This is a genomic window from Pantoea rwandensis (genome assembly GCF_000759475.1).
GTDB classification, from domain to species: domain Bacteria; phylum Pseudomonadota; class Gammaproteobacteria; order Enterobacterales; family Enterobacteriaceae; genus Pantoea; species Pantoea rwandensis_B.
Map to the genome: position 1 here is coordinate 1,168,219 of NZ_CP009454.1, position 16,524 is coordinate 1,184,742.

Annotated in this window: 13 protein-coding genes; 12 read left to right on the forward strand and 1 reads right to left on the reverse strand. The window is 57.7% G+C overall.

Going from position 1 to position 16,524, the window contains the following annotated elements:
• Nucleotides 1-95 precede the first annotated feature (95 nt).
• Together LH22_RS05465 and LH22_RS05470 are read left to right on the forward strand one after the other, a co-directional pair.
• Nucleotides 96-2,186, forward strand: coding sequence for a putative bifunctional diguanylate cyclase/phosphodiesterase (locus LH22_RS05465; RefSeq protein WP_038644726.1), 2,091 nt, complete (start codon nt 96-98; stop codon nt 2,184-2,186).
• A 267-nt stretch (nt 2,187-2,453) separates the two neighbouring features.
• Complete coding sequence (locus LH22_RS05470; protein ID WP_038644728.1) at nt 2,454-3,869, forward strand: PLP-dependent aminotransferase family protein; 1,416 nt, start codon at nt 2,454-2,456, stop codon at nt 3,867-3,869.
• Between the two features lie 146 nt (nt 3,870-4,015).
• Here LH22_RS05470 and LH22_RS05475 read toward each other — a convergent pair whose 3' ends face one another.
• Nucleotides 4,016-4,498: a YlaC family protein gene (locus LH22_RS05475; RefSeq protein ID WP_038644730.1), complete on the reverse strand. Its 483-nt coding sequence runs from the start codon at nt 4,496-4,498 to the stop codon at nt 4,016-4,018.
• A 253-nt stretch (nt 4,499-4,751) separates the two neighbouring features.
• Between LH22_RS05475 and LH22_RS05480 the strand changes: the two genes are divergently transcribed.
• The 10 genes from LH22_RS05480 (at nt 4,752) to LH22_RS05525 (ending at nt 16,423) form a co-directional block, all read left to right on the forward strand.
• A complete protein-coding gene (locus LH22_RS05480) occupies nt 4,752-5,366 on the forward strand; it encodes a cupin domain-containing protein (protein WP_038644732.1) in 615 nt (204 codons plus the stop codon).
• 125 nt (nt 5,367-5,491) lie between these two features.
• Nucleotides 5,492-6,931 carry a circularly permuted type 2 ATP-grasp protein gene (locus LH22_RS05485; RefSeq protein ID WP_038644733.1) on the forward strand — a complete coding sequence of 480 codons (1,440 nt, stop codon included), beginning with the start codon at nt 5,492-5,494 and terminating at the stop codon, nt 6,929-6,931.
• Nucleotides 6,925-7,854, forward strand: a complete 930-nt coding sequence (locus LH22_RS05490) for an alpha-E domain-containing protein (RefSeq protein WP_038644735.1) — start codon at nt 6,925-6,927, stop codon at nt 7,852-7,854. The genes LH22_RS05485 and LH22_RS05490 overlap by 7 nt, the downstream gene beginning before the upstream one ends.
• On the forward strand, nt 7,851-8,651 hold the full coding sequence (locus tag LH22_RS05495; RefSeq protein ID WP_038644737.1) for a transglutaminase family protein: 801 nt from the start codon (nt 7,851-7,853) through the stop codon (nt 8,649-8,651). The genes LH22_RS05490 and LH22_RS05495 overlap by 4 nt, the downstream gene beginning before the upstream one ends.
• 21 nt (nt 8,652-8,672) lie before the next feature.
• Nucleotides 8,673-9,377, forward strand: a complete 705-nt coding sequence (locus LH22_RS05500) for a proteasome-type protease (RefSeq protein WP_038644739.1) — start codon at nt 8,673-8,675, stop codon at nt 9,375-9,377.
• 271 nt (nt 9,378-9,648) lie between these two features.
• A complete protein-coding gene (locus tag LH22_RS05505) occupies nt 9,649-11,367 on the forward strand; it encodes a lysophospholipid acyltransferase family protein (protein WP_038644741.1) in 1,719 nt (572 codons plus the stop codon).
• Between the two features lie 122 nt (nt 11,368-11,489).
• Nucleotides 11,490-12,557 carry an ABC transporter ATP-binding protein gene (locus LH22_RS05510; RefSeq protein ID WP_038644743.1) on the forward strand — a complete coding sequence of 356 codons (1,068 nt, stop codon included), beginning with the start codon at nt 11,490-11,492 and terminating at the stop codon, nt 12,555-12,557.
• A 25-nt stretch (nt 12,558-12,582) separates the two neighbouring features.
• Complete coding sequence (locus LH22_RS05515; RefSeq protein ID WP_038644745.1) at nt 12,583-13,572, forward strand: ABC transporter substrate-binding protein; 990 nt, start codon at nt 12,583-12,585, stop codon at nt 13,570-13,572.
• 2 nt (nt 13,573-13,574) lie between these two features.
• Nucleotides 13,575-15,317, forward strand: coding sequence for an ABC transporter permease (locus tag LH22_RS05520; RefSeq protein ID WP_038644747.1), 1,743 nt, complete (start codon nt 13,575-13,577; stop codon nt 15,315-15,317).
• Nucleotides 15,305-16,423 carry an MBL fold metallo-hydrolase gene (locus tag LH22_RS05525; protein WP_081946712.1) on the forward strand — a complete coding sequence of 373 codons (1,119 nt, stop codon included), beginning with the start codon at nt 15,305-15,307 and terminating at the stop codon, nt 16,421-16,423. The genes LH22_RS05520 and LH22_RS05525 overlap by 13 nt, the downstream gene beginning before the upstream one ends.
• Nucleotides 16,424-16,524 lie beyond the last annotated feature (101 nt).

Sequence of the window (16,524 nt, forward strand, 5' to 3'; positions counted from 1 at the left end):
ATCTGCCGATAAATCACACAATAAAACCAATGACATTGACTTTTTCTTTATAACACCACAGCTGAGTGACAACGGCTTTAACTTGGGAAATCACTATGTTAGTGACTTCGTACGATTCGTTTACCGTCATCGTTTCCATTCTGGTGGCGATGCTGGCTTCGTTTACCGCGCTGGATATGGCGGGCCGCGTAGCTTCTTCAACCGGCAAGGTGGCGCTGGTTTGGTTATTAGGCGGTGGATTCGCCATGGGCGTGGGCGTCTGGGCGATGCATTTCATCGGCATGCTATCGATGAGCCTGGATATGGTGATGAGTTACGATCCGCTGCTAACGGCGACGTCGATGGCGGTGGCGATTCTGGCATCGATTTTTGCCTTGTGGCTGGTGTGCTCATCCCATGATTTATCCTGGCGGCGCTTAACGGGCGGGGCTTTGGTGCTCGGTTCCGGCGTGGTCGCCATGCACTACATGGGCATGGCCGCGCTGATGTTTGCGCCGGGCATCGTCTGGAATTGGGGCTGGGTTGCCGCTTCGGTGGTGATTGCGCTGGTGGCATCGGGCGCGGCACTGTGGCTCGCCTTTAACCTGCGTGAAGGACATGGTCGCGTGACGATGCTGCGTCTCGGTGCTTCGGTGGTGATGGGCTGCGCCATTGCCGGCATGCACTACACCGGTATGGCCGCTGCCAGCTTCCCGATGATGAGTCATGCCACGCACATGGGCGTCAACAGCAACTGGCTGGCGATAGTGGTCACCGTGGTGACGCTGGCGATCCTCGGTATCACCTTGCTGGTTTCGATGCTGGATGCTCGGCTGCAAGCGCGCACCTCTATCCTTGCGCACTCGCTGGCGGAAGCCAACCGTGAACTGGCGCAGCTGGCCCTGCACGACAACCTGACACGCCTGCCAAACCGTATTTTGCTCGAGGATCGTCTGGAGCAATCCATGAACAAGGCCAACCGCGAAAAGTCGCAGTTTGCGCTGATGTTTATGGATTTGGATGGCTTCAAAGCGGTCAACGATGCTTTTGGTCACCATGTCGGTGACAACCTGCTGATTGCCGTGGCCGAGCGTATGATCGGCCAAATGAAAGGTCACCACACGCTGGCGCGCATGGGCGGCGACGAGTTTGTGCTGCTGATCGAAATCGATGAGCCCAATGATGCCGCTGCGGTAGCGGATGCGCTGGTGAAAGCGGTCGATCGCCCGTTCGATATTTCGCGCTATGAACTGATGGTGTCACTGAGTATCGGCATCGCGGTCTACCCTGGCGACGGGAAAGATGAGCGCGAGCTGATGTTTAACGCCGATGCCGCGATGTACCACACCAAGAACAACGGCCGTAATGGCTACAACTTCTTCCAGCCATCGATGAACACCCTCGCGCAGTCGCAGCTGCAGCTGAACAACGACCTGTGGCAAGCATTAGATAACGGCGAGTTACGTCTGTTTTACCAGCCAAAATACTGTGCGCCGAGCGGTCCGATTCTTGGTTTTGAAGCCCTGTTGCGGTGGGAACATCCTTCGCGCGGTTTGCTGGCACCGGACAAATTCCTGCCGATTGCCGAGAAGACTGGCATGATCATCAACATCGGCAATTGGGTGATCAACGAAGCCTGTCGTCAGTTGCATAGCTGGCATCTGCAGGGCCATCCACACTGGTCGGTAGCGGTGAATCTCTCCGCGCTGCAGTTTGAACAGAGCAACCTGGTGGAAACCGTGACGCAGGCGCTGGCGAAGCACCAGATCCCGGCCGAATTGCTGACGCTGGAAGTGACGGAAACCACCGCGATGCGTGATCCAGAAGAGAGTGTGCGTATCCTGACACAACTGACGGATATGGGCGTGAAAGCCTCGATCGATGATTTTGGTACGGGTTACTCCAGCCTGCTCTATTTGAAACGTTTGCCCGCCAGTGAGTTGAAGATTGACCGTGCCTTCGTCAATGAGCTGCAGGCGAAATCAGAAGATGCCACCATCGTCTCTGCCATTGTGGCACTGGCGCAGTCACTGGATCTCAAAGTGGTCGCAGAAGGGGTGGAAACACAGGATCAGCAAGCGTTTCTCACCGGCCTGGGTTGCGATACGTTGCAGGGTTATCTGCTGGGTAAACCGGTGCCGCCGGAACGCATCCATGAGTTGCCGAATTTTGTCGAAAACGAGCAGCAGCTGGTGCAGCTACCTTAAGGTAAGGGGGCAGTGATTGCCCCCATGCCAACTTCTCCTGCAAGCCGGGGAAGGTGCACGCCTGTGCGCGCAGAAAGTGAGTGCCTGAGTGTGATTCCCTCGCCTGTACGAGTCTCTCAGCTCAATACCCTTCTCCCGTCAGCAGGGGATGGGCGGTAAAGCCTGAGTACAGCATCGATTCCCTGCCCAACGATGCTCTCTCTCGCTTGCGGGACAGGCCCAGGGTGAGGGAAAATGGTCGCCTCTATCCCCCATATCGGAGCCAGGGTGGCGAAATATCAGCAGTTGGTTGATCAGCTTCGGACGCAGATTGAAGCGCGCATCTGGCCGCCGGGCGAAAAGCTGCCGTCGTTGCGTCAGCAGGCGGAACAGAGCGGCCTCAGCCTGATGACGGTGATGCACGCCTATGAAGTGCTGGAAAGCCAGGGCTGGATCCAGTCAAAACCGCAATCCGGATACTACGTTGCGCCGCGTGCCGCCGAAAGCCGTCCGCGACTGCCCACGCAGGCGATTGCCAAAACCGAGCAGGCGGACACCAACAGTTTCGTTTTTGATGTGCTGCAAGCCACGCGTGACCCGGGCATCATGCCGTTTGGCTCTGCCTTTCCCGATCCTGAACTCTTTCCACAGCGTCAGCTGATGCGCTCGCTGGTTAAGGTCTCACACAATCTGAAACCCAGCGATGCCCTGAATAACCTGCCGCCAGGCAACGAAGCGCTGCGTAAAATTCTGGCGCAACGTTATGCCCAGCAGGGCATCACCTTGTCGCCGGACGATATCGTCATCACCAATGGTGCGATGGAAGCGCTGAACCTCAGCCTGCAAGCGGTGACTGAACCCGGCGATTGGGTAGTAATTGAAAATCCTTCGTTTTACGGTGCCTTGCAGGTGATTGAGCGGCTGAAACTGAATGCGATTGCCATCGCCAGCGATGTCGAGCAGGGCATCGATCTCGACGAGCTGGAGCAGGCGCTGCAACGCTGGCCGGTCAAAGCCTGCTGGCTGATGACTAACCGACAAAACCCGCTGGGCTTTACCCTGAGCGCTGAACGAAAACAGCAGTTGGTGTCTTTGCTGGCGCGCTATCAGGTCGCGATGATTGAGGATGATGTTTACAGCGATCTCTACAGCGGTCACGACAAGCCTTTGCCCGCCAAAGCCTTTGATCGCGAGGGGAATGTGCTGCACTGCGGCAGTTTTTCGAAGAATCTGGTGGCGGGATTTCGCGTAGGTTGGGTGGCTGCCGGGCGCTACGCACAGCGCGTACAGCGAATTCAGCTCATGAGCACGCTCTCCACCAGCGCGCCGATGCAGCTGGCATTAGCTGACTTCCTCAGCACCCGCAGTTACGACACGCACTTAAAGAAACTGCGCCAGGCGCTGGCTAAGCGTAAGCAGCTTGCACATCAGGCTTTACGTCGCGTGCTGCCTGCTGACGCGCAGATCAGCGATACGCCGGGCGGCTATTTCCTGTGGATTGCGCTGCCGCAGCAGATCAACACCACGCAGCTCTATCATTTGGCGTTAAAAGAGGGCATCAGCATCGCCCCCGGCCAGCTGTTCTCGGGCAGTGAAGGGTTCAGCCACTGCTTCCGCTTCAACACCGCCTGGCCGTGGGATGCCCGCGCTGAGGCGGCGGTGGAGACGTTAGGGAAATTGATTGCTCAGCTGGAATCGCCCTAAATGGCGACGCTATAAATGCGGCTGACTTTAATCGCGGCATACAGAAGCGGCCCGATAAATGCCGCTGCCGTATTAGGCGAACCAGCACAATCGCGAGAATTTTGTAGGGTGCGCATTAATGCGCACCTCCAATAAATGGCAATGAATCAGATGGATGACGCCTGTTTATTTCCCCATGTCAGGTAATAAACATCATAAAAATCCACTTCGCCTTTCTGCTTCATCAGGCGATCGATGCCGCTGCGCACGCGGTCGGGCGTGCCGGGATTCTCCACGATTTTATCCAGCGCCTGCTGGGACACCGGCTGCACGTAATACCACTCCCCGTTGTAGCACACGCGCAGATCCAGCGTGTCGATATCCTCAAAGCGGTATTTGGGGTTGATATCCATCAGCATCAGGAAGCTCATCACCAATACAAAGGCGGTGGCGAACCAGAACGCGGGCCAGCCGAGCATATCAGTGGAGAAGATCAGCGCCACGCACAGCGCGTAGCACAGGTACATGATCGCCCACAGCCCCGGATGGGTTTTGAGGAATGAAAAGCTAAAGCGTGGCAGATTATCGCGCTGGCCTTCACGGTTCAGCGTGGCGATTTCATCGAGCAGAATTTGTTTGATCGCTTCCATAGTTCACCTCTAAATGTTACTGCCTGCCAGTTAATCACATAACAGTGAAGCGAATCAGACACAGATCCTGAGTGTTTTTTTATAACAGTTTGCTGGCGGTTTTATCGGCCCCACAAAATGTTAAATATGTTGCTAACTAATTTGGCTTTAGTAAGGTAAATCATTCTTTTATGTGAATTTTGTCGGCGGGCGCACATTGCAATGCCGTCGGGGTTTGCCACAATTAAGCAACGTGGCTTCCCGGAGAAAGAGTATGACTGCCAACACTTCCAGCCTGCTGTTACTGATGTCTTTCGCCGCCGGTACCTTTTCTGCAGGTTCATCCAATAATCCGCAGCATTTGATGCTGTCGCAGCCCTCAGGCGGCGTGCCTAATAATCTGCTGCCGCTGATCATCTGGCCGGGCATCGCGCCTGACTATGATGAAGAGCTGCAAAGCAACAGCGCCGAATGGTTTGAAAAAACCTTCACTGCCAACGGCTGGCCGGCCGCGTGGCGCGCACCGATCTTCCCTTACACTCATTACCATCCGAATACCCATGAAGTGCTGGGTGTGGCGTCCGGTTGGGCGGAAGTGCTGTTTGGTGGCGATAGCGGCCGCATGGTGACGCTGCGCGAGGGCGATGCGGTGCTGATCCCCGCCGGTGTCGGCCATAAACAGGTGTTCGCCTCAGACGACTTTTTCGCCGTTGGCGCCTATCCTGAAGGCATGTCCCCGGAAACCGTGCGTGATGAACCTTCTCGTTTACGCGCGGCGAAAGATCAAATCGCGCGCGTGCCTTTACCGCATCGCGATCCTTTCACGGGGGGCGATGGAGCGTTGACGGATATCTGGCTGCCAATTGCGCAGCAGTTAATGCACCAGTAAGGTGCAATCTGAGGGTTATCCGGCGCTGCTCCGTTATCGGGGCGCGTGTGCCGTTTGGGGCGTGAGCCTCTGGCACACTTTGTGCAGGAGAGGATCCAGGTCCTCTGACAAGCGCCGGGTAAATCATGAAAGAAAGCTACCAGATAGCGTCACACTTCTATGATGAGATGTTATTGAGCAACGGTGAACACCGTGCGCACTATCAGCATTACTGGGAGTGGTTACAACAGGCGGACAAAGAGGCCGTGGCGCGTAAGCGCGAAGAAGCGGAACTGTTGTTTCATCGTGTGGGCATCACCTTCAATGTCTATGGAGACGATGGCGGCGCGGAACGGCTCATCCCGTTCGACAGCGTACCGCGTATTATTCCGGCGGGTGAATGGGCGATGCTCGATCGCGGCATCCGCCAGCGCGTGCAGGCGCTGAATGCCTTCCTGCATGACATCTACCATCAACAACACATCCTCAAGGCGGGGATCGTGCCTGCCGAGCAAGTGCTGGTAAACGATCAATATCAGCCCTGCATGCAAGGTGTCGATCTGCACCGCAACATCTATGCGCACATTACCGGTGTCGATATGGTGCGCAACAACGACGGCGAGTACTACGTACTGGAGGACAATCTGCGCACGCCTTCTGGCGTCTCCTACATGCTGGAGAACCGCAAGATGATGATGCGCCTCTATCCCGAGTTGTTTGTCGAGCAGCATGTGGCACCGGTAGAACGTTATCCTTCGCATCTGCTGCAAACCCTGCGCGAAAGCTCACCGGTCAACGATCCGGTGGTGGTGGTGCTGACGCCGGGCCGCTTCAACAGCGCTTACTTCGAACACAGTTTCCTGGCGCAGCAGATGGGCGTCGAGCTGGTGGAAAGTGCCGATCTGTTTGTCAAAGACGGTGCGGTGATGATGCGCACCACCGCCGGGCCGTGCAAAGTCGATGTGATCTATCGTCGCGTTGATGATGCGTTCCTCGATCCGCTGGCGTTCCGTCCCGATTCGATGCTCGGCGTGCCGGGCCTGCTGTCGGTGTATCGATCCGGCAACGTGGTGCTGGCCAATGCGATCGGTACCGGCGTGGCCGATGACAAATCGATCTATCCCTACGTGCCCGACATGATCCGTTTCTATCTGGATGAAGATCCGATCCTCAACAACGTGCCGACCTGGCAGTGCCGTAAGCCGCAGGATCTGACTTACGTCCTCGCCAATCTCAGCAAAATGGTGGTGAAAGAGGTACACGGCGCCGGCGGTTACGGCATGTTGATTGGCCCGGTGGCCAGCCAGCAAGAATTGAGTGATTTCCGCGATCGGCTGAAAGCACGCCCGGAAAACTACATCGCCCAGGACACGCTATCGCTCTCCACCTGTCCGACTTTTATCGACAACGGCCTGGCGCCGCGCCATATCGATTTGCGTCCCTTTGCCTTATGCGGAGCGGATATTCGTTTAGTACCGGGTGGCTTAACCCGCGTGGCGCTGACTGAAGGTTCGCTGGTGGTGAACTCGTCGCAGGGCGGTGGCACCAAGGACACCTGGGTTCTGGAGGATGACGCATCATGCTAAGCCGCACGGCCAGTGGCCTCTATTGGATGGCGCGCTATCTGGAGCGCGCAGAACAACTTGCCCGGGTGCTGGATGTCACCAACCGGCTTTCGCTGATGCCGGTGCGCAACAGCCAAACCGATGAGCTGCTGTTGCCGCTCAATCTCACCGGCACGCGTCAGCTGTTTGAAACCCTCAACGGGCGTTTCACCATGCCGCAGCTGTTTAACTTTTTCGCCCTCGACGATCGTAACCCCAGCAGCATTTTTAGCTGCTGGCAGGAGGCGTGGAACAATGCGCACGCGGTGCGCGGCAGTCTGTCGTCTGAAGTGTGGGAGAGCATCAACTCGACGTGGATTGAGATGCGTAACATGCGGCGACGCGGCATCACCAGCGCCAACGCTGACAGCTTTTTTGACTGGGTGAAAGAGCGCTCACACCTGTTTCGCGGCGCGATGTTCGGCACATTGTTGCGTGGCGATGCGATGTGTTTTATCCGTATCGGCACGCTGATGGAGCGCAGCGACGGCACCGCGCGCTTGTTGAGCGTCAACCAGCAACTGCTGGAGCAGAACCCTGATTCGGTACGGGAATATTACTGCCTCGATACCTTGCTGCGTGCAGTGTCGGCGCGTGAAGCCTATAACGCGATCTTTAAGCAGCAACTGATGCCGGATCTGGTGAATGAGATGCTGATCCTGCGTAACGAAAGCCCGCGTTCGCTGCACTCCTGCATTGAGGAGATCGCCAACCAGCTGGAACAGATCGGCAGCAGCGGTGAGGATCGTCCACGCTATCTGGTGACGGTGCTGTTGGCTGAAATGCGCTTCAGCACCTGGGAAAGTCTGACGCGTGACGGGTTGTATAGCTGGCTTAATCACTTTCTCTCGCAGACCAACGCGCTGGCAGAAAGCATCAATCAGACCTATCTGGAGGCGAAATGAGACTGAACATCGAGCACAAAACCTGGTATGCCTATGAGCATCAGGTCAAACTCAGCACCCAGTATCTGCGCCTGACGCCGCAAAACTCGGTGCACCAGCAGATTTTGTCATGGGATCTCGATTTACCGTGCGAGGCCACGCGCACCACTGATGCTTACGGCAACGTGTTGCACGTGCTGACGCTAGATACGCCACATCAGCAACTGGAGATTGCCGCGCGCGGGGTGGTGGAAATTCTGGATGAAGGGGAGTATGCCCCCGATCCTGAATCGATCCTTTCGCCATTGGTGTTTCTGCGCGCCACGCCATTAACCTTGCCCGATGCGGCGATTCGCGATTTCGCACAGCGCTACTGGCACGCAGAAAAACCGCTCGCCAGCCTGGAAAAACTGATGGATGAGCTGCTGTTGAAAATGCCGTACCAGCCTGGCAGCACGCAGGTGAGTGATACCGCAGCGAAAGTATTTGCGGCGGGCAGCGGCGTTTGTCAGGATCACAGCCATGTGTTTCTGGCTTGTTGTCGCAGTCTCGGGATCCCGGCGCGCTATGTCAGCGGCTATCTTTATACGGACAATGTCGAACACGTTGCTACTCACGCCTGGGTTGAAGCCTGGCTGGATGGCAGTTGGCACAGCTTTGATATCACCAACAATACGCGCAGTACGCGCCAGCATTTACGTCTGGCGGTGGGTGTGGATTATCTCGATGCTTGTCCGGTGCGCGGTATGCGGCTGGGCGGCGGCGGTGAGGATATGCTGGCGATGGCCGCGGTGCAGCAGGTGCATGCGCAGCAGTGATATTTTTTTGCAGGCGTGACTATGACTTATTGTGTGGCAATGCGTTTATCGTCAGGGATGATTTTTGTATCGGATTCACGCACCAACGCGGGCGTCGATCATATTTCCTCGTTCCGTAAATTACACGTGTTTCAGGTGGATGATGAACGCACGCTGGTGCTGCAAAGCGCCGGTAATCTGGCGACCACGCAAAGCGTGATGAGTTTGCTACGGCGTAATAACCACGACAGCGATCAGCCCAATCTGCTGAATGGGCGCTCGCTGTATGACATTGCGCTATTGGTGGGGGAAACCCTGCGTGAAGTGATCAAGCGTGATGGCGAAGAGTTTGGTGGCACGCTGCTGTTAGGTGGACAGATTCGCGGTGAAGAGCCGCGCCTGTTCCAAATCTATCCGCAGGGCAACTTCATTGAAGCCAGCGTAGATACGCCTTATTTCCAGATTGGTGAAAGCAAATACGGCAAGCCGATTATTGATCGCGTATTGCGCTATGAAACCCCGCTTAGCCAGGCAATGCAGTGCGCGCTGATTTCCATGGATTCAACGCTGGCGAGTAACATTTCGGTAGGCCTGCCGCTGGATGTGATGGTCTATCACACCGACAGCTTCAAAGATAACGAACAGCATCATATTACCGAACAACACCCTTACTTTTCGCAGATTCGTCAGCTGTGGAGCAAAGGCTTGTTGAGCGTGTTCTCACAATTGCCGCCGTTAAAACTATAGAGCAACGCCGCGAGAGACATCACGCCGCTACCCTAAAGCGCCCCATTCGGTAGCGGCGTCACTCCTTGCACATTTTCCCGCAATAACGCCGCGTCAGTCCCGCATGATAAACCGCGTTGCTGCAATGAATTGATCAATTCAGTCGCGGCGCACTGTCGTGCTTCTGCTTTCCGCTCCTGCTTTTTCCGTTCCGCTTCGGTACTGGTCATAAATCTGAAAACAAGCCTGTTTAACTTCGGTGCCATAAACCTCTGCGCACAAAAGGTGAATGATGTTTTCTGTTGATCAGCTTCTCGATACTTACTGGCCAGGCCATCACCCCGCGAACTGGCAAAAAAGCCTGTTGAAATGGGCCGTTCGCGAACATGAATTCCAATCTTTTGCTGACCGTTATCGCCACCTGAAAGGGGTGGATATGGTCGAGCAAGTGCTGGAGCACCTGGATGTGCGCTGTGAATTAAGTGAACGCGATTTGGAGCAGATCCCGACCAGCGGCCCGGTGGTGATTGTCGCCAACCATCCGCTCGGTGCGCTCGACGGCCTGGCGCTGCTGGCGGCCGTTTCTCAGGTACGTCGTGATGTGAAAATCGTGGCGAACCGCATGTTGATGATGCTGGAACCGATTAACAACCTGATGTTGCCCGTGGATAACATGGGCAACCGTACCAGTCGCGAACAGCTGACGCGCATGCAACAGCATCTCGACAATCAGGGGGCGCTGATTATCTTCCCGGCAGGTGAAGTGTCCCGTCTCTCCAGCCGTGGTGTGCGCGATAACCGCTGGCATCACAGCTTCCTGCGCCTGGCCGCCCGTGCTCGTGCGCCGATTGTTCCGGCACACGTCGTCGGACGTAATAGCCTGGCGTTCTATGCCGCCGCCAAAATTGCCTCACCACTGGCGCTGCTGATGCTGGTGCGCGAAATGTTCCGCCAGCGTGGATCGCGCATCAAGCTGCATATTGGCGAGCAGATCCCGTTTGCCAACTGGCACGACGGCCACACGCCGGGCAAAGAGCTGGCGAAACGGTTGCGCAAGCATTTGTATCGCATTGGTCAGGGCCGTCGGGGTCTGTTCCAGACTGAAGCGGCGATTGCGCGTCCGGAAGACCGTGCCGAACTGAAAAAAGCGCTGATGGAGAGTGAGCGTCTGGGCTCGCTGCCGGATGGCAAACAGATCTACCTGTGGCGTCGTAACGGCGCGACCTGGGTGCCGCTGCTGCGTGAACTCGGACGCCTGCGTGAAATCGCCTTCCGCGCCGTGGGCGAGGGCAGCGGTCGCCGTCGTGACCTCGATAAATACGATGACGATTACTATCACCTGATTCTGTGGGATGACGATGCGCTGGAAATTGTTGGCGCTTATCGCTTTATTCCGGGTGCCGAGCAGCTGGAACGTCGTGGTCTGGAAGGCATCTACAGCGATAGCCTGTTCCACTACGACGAGCGCATGCTGCCGATCATCAATCAGGGTCTGGAACTGGGTCGCAGCTTTATCCAGCCCGCCTACTGGGGCAAACGTGGTCTGGATTATCTGTGGATGGGCATTGGTGCCTATATCGCCAAATACCCGGAGACCCGCTATCTGTTTGGCCCGGTATCGATCTCCGGCGGTATGCCACTGGCGGCACGCGATCTGTTAGTGGCGTTCTACCGCATGTACTTCCCAACCGAGTTGCCGCTGGCGAAGTCGCGTCGTCCCTATCCGGCCTCGCTGCCGGAAGTGCTGGCGCAGTTTACCGGTGATAACTACGCCGAAGACTTGCGCCGCCTGAAGCATCTGCTGGCGAACCTCGGCACCGCGATTCCCACGCTCTACAAGCAGTACTCTGAAGTGTGTGAGCCGGGCGGGGTGCAGTTTATCGATTTCGGCAGCGATCCCGATTTCAACCACTGTATCGACGGGTTGGTGCTGGTGGATCTGTCACGCGTGAAGCCATCGCGCTATGAGCGTTATATCGGTATGCATTTGCAGGCTGAAAGCGTCGAATAAGGTACACGGAGGCTCTCGGGCCTCCCGTTCTGTTTGAGCACGGAAACGTCAAGTTGATGTCACGGGATCGTCATCTGATTGTCGTAGGGTCTTAGCCGGACTGTCAGATAAAGGCCAGAAACATGGCAACAATCACACTTCGCGGGTTAAGCAAAGCCTTTGCTGCCCAGCCGGTACTTCAGGATATCTCGCTGCAGATTGCGCAGGGAGAGTTCATCGCCGTTCTGGGTCCTTCGGGCTGCGGCAAAACCACCCTATTACGTCTGCTGGCGGGCTTTGAAACCGCTGATGCCGGTGAAATCCACGTCGGCGAGCGCTGCTTTGCTGCGCCGGGCGTGCACCTGCCGCCAGAAGAGCGCCAACTTGGCGTGGTGTTCCAGAGCTATGCGCTGTGGCCACATATGACGGTGGCGGAAAACGTCGCCTATAGCCTCAAAGTCAACGGCGTAGCGCGCCATGAGCGTGACAGCCGCACGCAGCAGGCGCTGGAGCTGGTGGGATTAGAACATTTTGCTTCACGCCGTCCGGCCGATCTTTCAGGTGGCCAACGTCAGCGTGTGGCGTTAGCCCGCTGCCTGGTCGCCAAACCCACGCTGGTGCTGCTCGACGAACCATTGGCCAATCTTGATGTATACCTGCGCGCCACCATGGAAGAGGAGTTTCGCCGCTTCCATCGCTACAGCCACGCCACCTTGCTCTACATCACCCACGACCAGCACGAAGCGATGGCGCTGGCCGACCGCATTGTGGTGATGGACGGCGGCCGCGTAATGCAGTTTGCCACGCCGCAAACCCTGTGGCGTGAACCGGCGAATGAAATGGTGGCGGGTTTTATCGATGACGGCAAAGTGCTGGCGGTCAGCGATATTGAACCAACAGGCGAGGGCAAAGCGCTCGCCACGCTGTGCGGTCTGCGCGTCACCTTGCGCTGTGCGGCCGAACAACGCCCGATGCCTCACGGCAAAGCCAGTTTTCATGCGGTGGATTTCCGCCTCGCTGAACCGGATGAACCGCAGTTTGCGGTGCGCGTGCAGCGGGTGATCTATCGCGGCAGCCATTACCAGATTGATGTTGCGCCACTTGATGCGCCAGACCACAGCATCACGCTGCAGCTGGCGGAGACCGCTTTACCCGTTGTGGATGCGACCCTTGGGGTGGCGCTGCGCGACGATTGGATTCTTCCTTCATAACATTCAGATACTTAGGGAAATTGCTATGCGCACGTCTTTTAACGCTTTGATGTTAGCCAGTGGATTAGTGTTTGCCGCCACCAGCCACGCCGATGATGCCCCGTCCGGCAAGCTGGTGATTTACACCTCACAGGCACCGGAAATCGCGCAGCAAACCGTGGACGCGTTCAAAGCCGCGTACCCGAAAATCGAAGTGGAGTGGACGCGTAACGGCACCACGCAGCTGATGAACGTGTTGCAGACCGAGATGATGAGCGGTGGTGCCAAGCCGGACGTGCTGCTGATTGCCGATGCCATCAACCTCGGTGCCCTGAAAAATCAGAACCAGCTCTACAGCTACAACGATGCGCCGTTGAGTCACATCAATCCGTCCTTCTACGACAAAGACAAAACCTTCTTTGGTACCAAAATCATCGCCACGGTGATTGCTTACAACACCCAGCACGCACAGCCGATTGACAGCTGGAACGCGCTGGCGGTAGAGGCCAACAAAGGTCAGATCGCCATGCCAAGCCCGCTCTACTCTGGTGCGGCGCTGTACAAGCTGCACACCGACATCAACACGCCAACCATCGGCTGGAATTTCTACAAGAAGCTGGCAGCGATTGGCGTGGCACCGCAGGGCGGCAACGGTCCGGCGCTGAAAGCGGTCGCCAGCGGGCTGGATAAGTACGGCATCATCACTGACGCTGACGTGATTCTGGCGAAGAAAAAAGGCTCGCCGGTGGATCTGGTGTACCCGAAAGAGGGCGTGTCTTACGTGACGGAGCCGGTAGCGATCATGAAGTCGGTGCACAACCTGCCAGCCGCTAAAGCCTTCGTGAACTTTATGCTGTCTGAACAAGGCCAGAAGCTGGTGGTCGAGCAGGGCAACCGCCCGGTGGACGATCGTGTTTCTGCACCGGCGGGCTTTACACCCATCAATAAAATCAAGCTGCTGACCCCTGACGTCGCGAAAGCCATCAAGGAAGATGCCACGGTGCGCGATCAGTTCACCGCAATGTTTGGCGGCTAAGCATGAGCGTGGTGAGCAACGAATGGCGTAACGCGGCGCGTGGCGGTCAACGCTGGCGTCTCAACAGCGAAAAGCTGATCCTGGCCCTGATGGTGCTGCTGATTGGCTTATTGTCGGTGGCGCCACTGCTGCGACTGGTGTGGACGGCGATTGCCCCGCAAGGCGTGCCGGATCTGGCGCGCTTGTCGCGCCTGATAGCCAGCGACCGCGTGCTGATTGCCAGCGGCAATACGTTGCTCATCGCCTTGAGTTCGACCCTGATTTCAGTGCTGCTTGGCACCGCCGCCGCCTGGCTGGTGGCGCTGAGCGATCTGCGCGCCAAAACCGCCTGGGTGTTTGCCTTTATCCTGCCGCTGATGATTCCGCCGCAGGTTACGGCGCTCGCATGGCTACAGGCGCTGGCACCGTCCAGCCCGTTAGCGCTGCTGTTTGGTTCACTCGGCTTGCGATGGTTTGCACCGGGCGAGCAACCGCTTTATTCGCTGAGCGGCATCGTGCTGCTGCTCGGTACACACAACGCGCCACTGGTGTTTCTCACTGTACGTGCCGGTTTGCGTCGTTTACCGGCTGATTTAGTCGAAGCGGCGCAGATCAGCGGTGCCTCGCGGATGCGCGTGTTGTTGACCATCATTCTGCCGCTGGCGCGCCCGGCGATCTTTGCCGGGGCTGCACTGACCTTTGTTGCGGCCGCCGGTAACTTCGGTATTCAGGCGATGCTGGGCATTCCCGCCCGCGTGCCAACGCTGATTACGCTGGTCTATCAGCAGCTTAACGGCATTGGCCCGAGTGCCTTACCCAATACCGCCGTTTACGCGCTGCTGATTGCCGTGATCACGCTGGCGGGCATGGCGGCCAGCGCCTGGCTCGGCGGTCGTCACGATGTGCGCGTCAACGGTGCGCCGCGTCTGTGGCAGCAACCATTAGGACGCGGGCGGTTGGCGATTGAAGGCGCGGCCTGGCTGTGGATGGCGCTAACGCTGCTGCTGCCGGTCAGTGCGCTGCTGATCACTGCACTCACCAGCGGATATGGTCAGGCGCTCACCTGGCAAACGCTGACGCTGGAGAACTTCCGCAGCGCGCTGTGGGGCTATCCGGCGGTGCGCCATGCCTTTATGACCAGCCTCGGGCTGACCACGCTGGCGGCGATGATTCTGACGTCCACCGCGCTGTTCCTGGCGTATTTCCTCAGCTGGCGCCGGACCAAACTGGTGCGCGGCCTGTGGCTGGCAAGTGAACTGACTTATGCCTTGCCGGGGATTGTCACCGGCGTAGCGGCGATGCTGTTCTTCCTGCGCCCGCTGCCGATCATCAATGTGTCGCTGTATGGCACGGTGTGGATCATCCTCGCCGCTTATCTGGCGAACTTCCTTGCGCTAGTGTTGCGTCCAACGCTGGCGGGATTCGCGCAGCTGGAACCGGCGCTGGATGAGGCGGCACGCTTGTGTGGTGCCAGCTTTATGCGCCGCATGCGCGATATTTTACTGCCGCTGGCGGCGCCTTCTGCGCTGGCGGGCACGGTGCTGGTGTTCCTCACCGCACTGAATGAAATCCAGGTTTCGGTATTGCTGGTGACCTCGCAAACCCAAACCATCGGACCCACCATCGTGTTCCTTGACGAAGGGGGCTCCGCCTCGCTGGCGGCCGCGGTAGGCTGCCTGATGATTCTGGTCGTGTGTTTGCTGATGGGACTGGCAACGCGGCTGGCGCGGCGTCTGCCGCAAGGGGTTTTACCATGGCAAGCTTAACGGTTATCAGCGGTGTGGGTGGCAAGCTGCCCGCGGCTTTTTTGGTCGAGATGGAAGGCTATCGCCTGCTGTGGGATCTCGGGGCCGGCCCACAACCCGGCGTGCGCCCGGATATCCGCGCCATTGGCCGCGTTGATGCGTTATGTTTGACCCACTCGCACATTGACCACGCGGCCTCGCTCGACTGCTGGGCGCAAATCGGCTCGCCGCCGGTGTACGCCACCGAGCAAACCTGGTTACAGCTGGCTAACGTCGCGGTGCCGATGTATGCGCGACGTTTGTTACCGCTGCGCGGGCAAACGGCCATTGGCCCGTTGCATCTGTTTACTGGCCGCAGCGGCCATTCACCGGGCTCGGTGTGGTTCCATCTGCCCATCGCCGGTGGCATCACCTACATGGGCGACTGGAGCCGTGAAGCGCTGCTGTTACCGTTTGACTGCCCGCCGTCGGCAAAACTATTAATCACGGATGCTTCCTACGGCGACCGCACGCAGCGTTTGCGCGATCAAATGGATGCGCTGGCGATAGCCGCCACCCACGGCGCGGTGATTGCCGTGCCGGAACACGGACGCGGGCCGGAAGTGGCTTTACAGCTCACCGCGCGGGGTCTGGCGGTTCAGCTCTGCCCACAAATTCGCAGTGAGGTCGCGCAACTGCTGGCGATGGACAAGCTGCCCGCCACCACGGCGCTGGGATTGGTGCGCTTGTTGAAACAGCCGCAGCCGCAACAATGGCGGCCTGCAGATGTGATTGTGGCGGCCGATGCGGTGGCCGACAGCGGCTTAGCCGCGCAGCTGAGTGCTCAACCAGGCTTTAAGCTGATCTTCAGCAGTCACGTTGCGCCCGGCACACGCGCAGCCAGGTTGCTGGCCGATCAGCAGGCGCGGTGGCTACCGTGGAATGTTCATCCGCCAATTGACGATCAACTGTGGTTGATCGAGAAAACTGCTGCCCAGCGCGTGATACCAGCCTTTGTTGCGGCGGCGGAGTGCCCGATTTTAGCGGCGCGTGCCCCTTTGTGCTGGCAAGTGCATTTTCCCCTGCAATGCCATCTTGATAGCCCCCGTTTCCCCCACGAGCAGCGTCAACGCAGCAGGATAAATTGAGTATCCCGCTGAATGTTTTTTCGCCATTGCCGATAACCTGACTACCAACTTTTGTCTGTGGACGATTAACGCTTGTCAGCGCTGTACTTTTGCGTTTAAGT